General features: G+C 70.8%; 4 protein-coding genes. All 4 read left to right on the top strand.

Annotated elements, in window-relative coordinates; translation table 11 throughout:
* The first annotated feature begins 72 nt into the window (after window positions 1-72).
* Complete coding sequence (locus ABD652_RS13550) at window positions 73-744, top strand: DUF2291 family protein (RefSeq protein ID WP_344722284.1); 672 nt, start codon at window positions 73-75, stop codon at window positions 742-744.
* The gene (locus ABD652_RS13545; RefSeq protein ID WP_344722282.1) at window positions 741-2,453 is read left to right on the top strand and encodes a sugar ABC transporter ATP-binding protein; all 1,713 of its coding nucleotides are present in this window, start codon (window positions 741-743) and stop codon (window positions 2,451-2,453) included. Before ABD652_RS13550 ends, ABD652_RS13545 begins: the two co-directional genes overlap by 4 nt.
* A complete protein-coding gene (locus tag ABD652_RS13540; RefSeq protein ID WP_344722280.1) occupies window positions 2,450-3,595 on the top strand; it encodes an ABC transporter permease in 1,146 nt (381 codons plus the stop codon). Before ABD652_RS13545 ends, ABD652_RS13540 begins: the two co-directional genes overlap by 4 nt.
* 110 nt (window positions 3,596-3,705) lie before the next feature.
* A complete protein-coding gene (locus tag ABD652_RS13535) occupies window positions 3,706-4,692 on the top strand; it encodes a D-ribose ABC transporter substrate-binding protein (RefSeq protein WP_344722278.1) in 987 nt (328 codons plus the stop codon).
* Window positions 4,693-4,727: the final 35 nt, after the last annotated feature.

Raw genomic sequence — 4,727 nt, 5'->3', positions numbered from 1 at the left:
CAAAGTCTCCATCCTGCCCAACGGCCCCATCCCGGCCGGATCGGCCGCCCACCTGATCGGAGGCGACACCGCATGAGCCGCGCGCAGACTCCGCGCATCACCCGGTCACGACTCATCGGCGGCGCCGTGGTCGTCGTGCTGGCCGCGGCGATGCTGCTCAACACCCGCTTCCTCACGCCCGAGGAGGTCGACGCGCTGACCCCCGACGAGTTCGACCCGGCGGCGACGGCGGAGGACCTCCACGCGCAGGCGGCCGAGGAGCTGGTCGGCGACCCGGCCGATCTGGACGCGGTCACCTCCGCGATCGCCGAGGACCCCGAGGCCGCGGCCGAGGAGTTCGAGGCACTCTCCCCCAGCGAGGGCACCGACGCCTACACCGTCTCGGTCACCGGCACGGTGGAGGACGCCGACGAGAACACCCTGACGCTCGGCGTCGACGGGCTCTCCACGGAGCGCCCGGTGGTCGTGCCGGTGGGCACGGCCGTCGACGGCACGCTGATCCGCGACCTGACGGGCTTCGAGTTCGGCGACGCCCCGGGCCAGACCGGCTACCAGCAGGTCGGCAACGAGCTCGCCGCCCTGCTCCGCGCCGACGCAGCCGAGGCGCTGGGCGACGACCCGTCGAGCCTCGTCGACCAGGAAGTCACCGTCCGCGGCGTGCTGCGCCATGTGCGCACCGGCGGCGAGGCGCCGGAGGGCAAGCCGATCACCATCCAGCCCATCGAGCTGGAGGCCGACGGATGAGCCCGACGGAGAAGACCGGAGCCGAGCCCTCGACGCCCGACGCCACGACGGCGGAGTCGGCGCGCACCGCAGGCCGCGCCGGCGAGGTGGTGCTGCGCGCCGTCGACATCAGCAAGACCTACGGCGTCACCCGCGCGCTGAAAGGCGTGAACTTCGACGTCCGCGCCGGCGAGGTGACGGTGCTCTTCGGCGAGAACGGCGCCGGCAAGTCCACGCTGATGAAGATCCTCTCCGGCGTCGAGCAGCCCACCGCCGGGCATCTCGAGCTCGACGGCGAGCGCGTCGAGCTCGCCTCGACCTCGCAGGCCGTCGCCCGCGGCATCTCGATCATCCATCAGGAGCTGAACCTCAACGCCAACCTCACCGTCCGCGACAACATCTTCCTCGGCCGCGAGATCCTCGGCGCCCGCGGGATCGACTATCGACGGCAGGCCGAGATCACCCGCGAGCTGATGGACCGGCTCGAGGAGCCCGTCTCCCCGGAGACGCTGGTCCAGGACCTGCGGGTGGGCCAGCAGCAGATCGTCGAGATCGCCCGGGCGCTGTCCACCGACGCGCGCATCCTGATCATGGACGAGCCGACCTCGGCGCTGAGCACCTCCGAGGTGCATGTGCTCTTCGGGATCATCCGCGAGCTCACCCGCCAGGGCGTGGCGATCGTCTACATCTCCCACCACCTGGAGGAGGCCATCGAGATCGCCGACCATGCGGTGGTCTTCCGCGACGGCGAGCTGGTCGCCGCCGAGGAGGCCGAGCACATCGACCTCCCCTGGGTGGTGCGCACGATGGTCGGCCGCGACGCCGACTACGACTTCCGCGACCGCGAGCGCCGCCACGGCGACGTCGCGCTCTCCGTCCAGGACGTCACCGTCGCCGACCCGTCGACCGGCAAGATCCCCGTCGACCATGTCTCGGTCGACGTCCGCGAGGGCGAGATCGTCTGCCTCTTCGGGCTGATGGGCGCCGGCCGGACCGAGCTGATGGAGGCGCTGGCCGGACGCGACGAGCTCGCCGGCGGACGGGTGACGCTCGACGGCACGGACCTCGCCGGACGCGGCATCGGAGACCGCATCGCCCAGGGCATGGGCCTGGTGCCCGAGGACCGTCAGCGCGACGGCATCGTGCAGATGCAGTCGGTGGGGCGGAACATGGCGCTGGCCAGCCTGCACACCTGGGTCCGCGGCTTCTTCCTCGGCAAGCGCGCGGAATCCTCCAGCGTCGCGCGGACCATCAGTGACATCGGAGTGAAGACCGAGGGGCCGGACGCGCCGGTCATGTCGCTCTCCGGCGGCAATCAGCAGAAGGCGGTCATCGGCAAGATGCTGCTGACCGCTCCCCGCGTGGTGCTGCTGGACGAGCCGACGCGCGGCGTCGACGTCGGCGCCAAGGGCGAGATCTTCTCGCTGCTCTTCGACGAGGCCGACCGCGGCCTGGGCGTGCTCTTCGTGACCTCCGACGTCGGCGAGGCGCTGACCGCCTCGCATCGGATCGTGGTGATGAGCCGCGGCCAGGTGGTCTGCGAGCTCGACCCCCGCGAGACCGGCCGCGACGAGGTCCTGGCCGCCGCGGAGGGCACCGTCCCGGAGCACGCGCGGACCTCCGCGGCCGCCGGGACCTCCGGACCCGCCGGAGACCCCGGAGACCCCGGAGACCCCGAGAGCACCTCCCGCACCAGCAGCACGAGCACCACGAACGGAGCATCATCATGAGCAGCACGACAGCTCAGCAGGCGCCGGCGGAGACGAAGCGCGGCTCGCGGTTCTCCTTCTCCCTGGGCTCGGTCCTCGTGGAGGCCCGCGCCCTGGTGGCCCTGGCGATCATCATCGTCATCTTCGCCGCCCTGAACGACAACTATCTGGCGGTCAGCAATCTGACCACCATCGCCAAGGACGTCTCCTTCAACGCGATCATCGCCCTGGGGATGCTGATGGTCATCCTCAACGCCGGCATCGACCTCTCGGTGGGCTCCACTGTGGGACTGACCGGCGCCGTGGCCGGCAACCTCTTCCGCGGCGTCGACCTGCCGCTGACCGAGGCGGTGATGTTCCCCGCGACCTGGGTGATCGTGCTGATCTCGATCGCCGTGGGGATGCTCGTCGGGCTCGTCAACGGGCTGCTGATCTCCCGGCTCAATCTGGCGCCGTTCATCGTCACCCTGGGCATGCTCTACGTCGGACGCGGACTCACCCAGGTGCTGCTGGGCGGCACGAACATCACCAACGAGCTGCGCGGGCAGGAGGGACTGGGCAACACCGGGTTCTTCGAGATCTTCGCCAGCCGGCCGCTGGGCGTGCCGATCGCGGCCTGGGTGATGATCGCCGTCGCCGTGGTCTTCTCGCTGCTGCTGACCCGCACGCCGTTCGGCCGTTGGCTCTACTCCACCGGCAGCAACGAGCGCGCCGCCGAGCTCTCCGGCGTGCCGGTCAAGCGGGTGAAGACGCGCATCTACGTGCTCACCGGCATGTGCGCCGGCATGGTCGGCATCCTGCAGATCGCGAACATCCGCTCCTCCACCGCCGACCTCGGCGAGTTCTACGAGCTCAACGCGATCGCCGCCGTGGTGATCGGCGGCGCGGCCCTCTCCGGCGGACGCGGCACCGTGCGCGGCACCATCATCGGCGCCTTCGTGATCGGCTTCCTGTCCAACGGTCTGGTGATCGTCGGCGTCTCCCCGTTCTGGCAGACCGTCATCACCGGCGCGGTGATCATCCTCGCCGTCGCGGTGGACCAGATCCAGCAGATCGTCCAGCGCCGCCGGGCGCAGGCCCGGGCCGTCGCCGAGGCCCGGCGAGTCTCCGAGCAGGCCGAGCGCGACCGGGACTCCGAGGGGAAGGAGGCCGCCGGCGTCTGAGCACGGGGCCGGCGTCGAGGCAGGGGCGCGGCGCGCCCGCCGCCGACGTCGGCCGGACCCGCCGATCGCCTGATCGGCATCACCCGCACCGAATCCAGAAAGGCACCACCATGCGACGCACCATCCTGAGCACCACGGCGGCGATCGCCGCGACCGGACTCGCCCTGACCGGCTGCGGCGGCTCCGAAGAGGCCGACGCCGGCCCCGAGGGCGGCGGAGGCGAGGGCGGCGGCGAGATCTCGATCATCACCGTCGACCCGTCGAATCCGTACTGGTCGGCGGAGATCGAGACGGCCGAGACCGTCGCCGAAGAGATGGGGTACTCCACCGACACCTCGGCCCACGGCAACGATCCCGACGAGCAGACGCGACTGATGGAGACTGCGATCAACAACGACGTCGACGGGATCCTGCTGGATCCGGCCGGCGCCGACGAGTCGGTGGCGATCGTGCAGAAGGCCGTCGACGCCGGGATCCCGGTCTCGCTGGTCAACGCCGAGATCGCCGAGACCGGACTGGCCGAGGCGCAGATCGTCTCCAACAACGCCCAGGGCGCGACCGTCGGCGCCGAGGCCTGGGCGGAGGCGATGGAGTACGAGGGCACCTATGTGGAGCTGCTGGGCAAGCCCAGCGACAACAACGCCCAGGTCCGCTCCGACGGCTACGAGGGCGTGCTCTCGCAGTACCCGGACCTCGAGAAGGTCGGCGAGGAGATCGCCAACTGGGACCGGCAGGAGGGCCAGGAGAAGATGGAGCAGCTGCTCTCCCGCTACCCGGACATCGACGGCGTGGTCGCCGGCAACGACGAGATGGCCCTGGGCGCGATCAACGCGCTGGAGCAGGAGGGCGCCCTCGACGACGTCGAGGTCCTCGGCTTCGACGGCAACGACGACGCCGCCCAGGCGGTGGCCGAGGGCGACATGGCCGCCACCGTGCTGCAGCCCATCACCGAGGGCACCACTCAGGCGATGGAGGTCCTCGACGAGGTCATCCGCACCGGAGAGTCCCCGCTGGAGGACGAGAAGGTCGCCCTCGACTGCGTGCTGATCACCGAGGAGAACGCCGACCAGCTGCAGGGCTTCTCCCTGGAGCAGTGAGCGGCCGGCCTCCCGGGCAGACTCAGCGATGGCTC

This window comes from Nesterenkonia halobia (genome assembly GCF_039536005.1).
Classification (GTDB): Bacteria; Actinomycetota; Actinomycetes; order Actinomycetales; family Micrococcaceae; genus Nesterenkonia; species Nesterenkonia halobia.
The sequence above is the reverse complement of the archived record's forward strand: the minus strand, read 5'-3'. Positions and strand labels throughout refer to the sequence as shown.

What these genes read in the sequence shown, in the direction of transcription:
- ABD652_RS13545 (WP_344722282.1), top strand. Translation starts at nt 741, where the DNA reads ATGAGCCCGACGGAGAAGACCGGAGCCGAGCCCTCGACGCCCGACGCC.
- ABD652_RS13540 (WP_344722280.1), top strand. Translation starts at nt 2,450, where the DNA reads ATGAGCAGCACGACAGCTCAGCAGGCGCCGGCGGAGACGAAGCGCGGC.
- ABD652_RS13550 (WP_344722284.1), top strand. Translation starts at nt 73, where the DNA reads ATGAGCCGCGCGCAGACTCCGCGCATCACCCGGTCACGACTCATCGGC.
- ABD652_RS13535 (WP_344722278.1), top strand. Translation starts at nt 3,706, where the DNA reads ATGCGACGCACCATCCTGAGCACCACGGCGGCGATCGCCGCGACCGGA.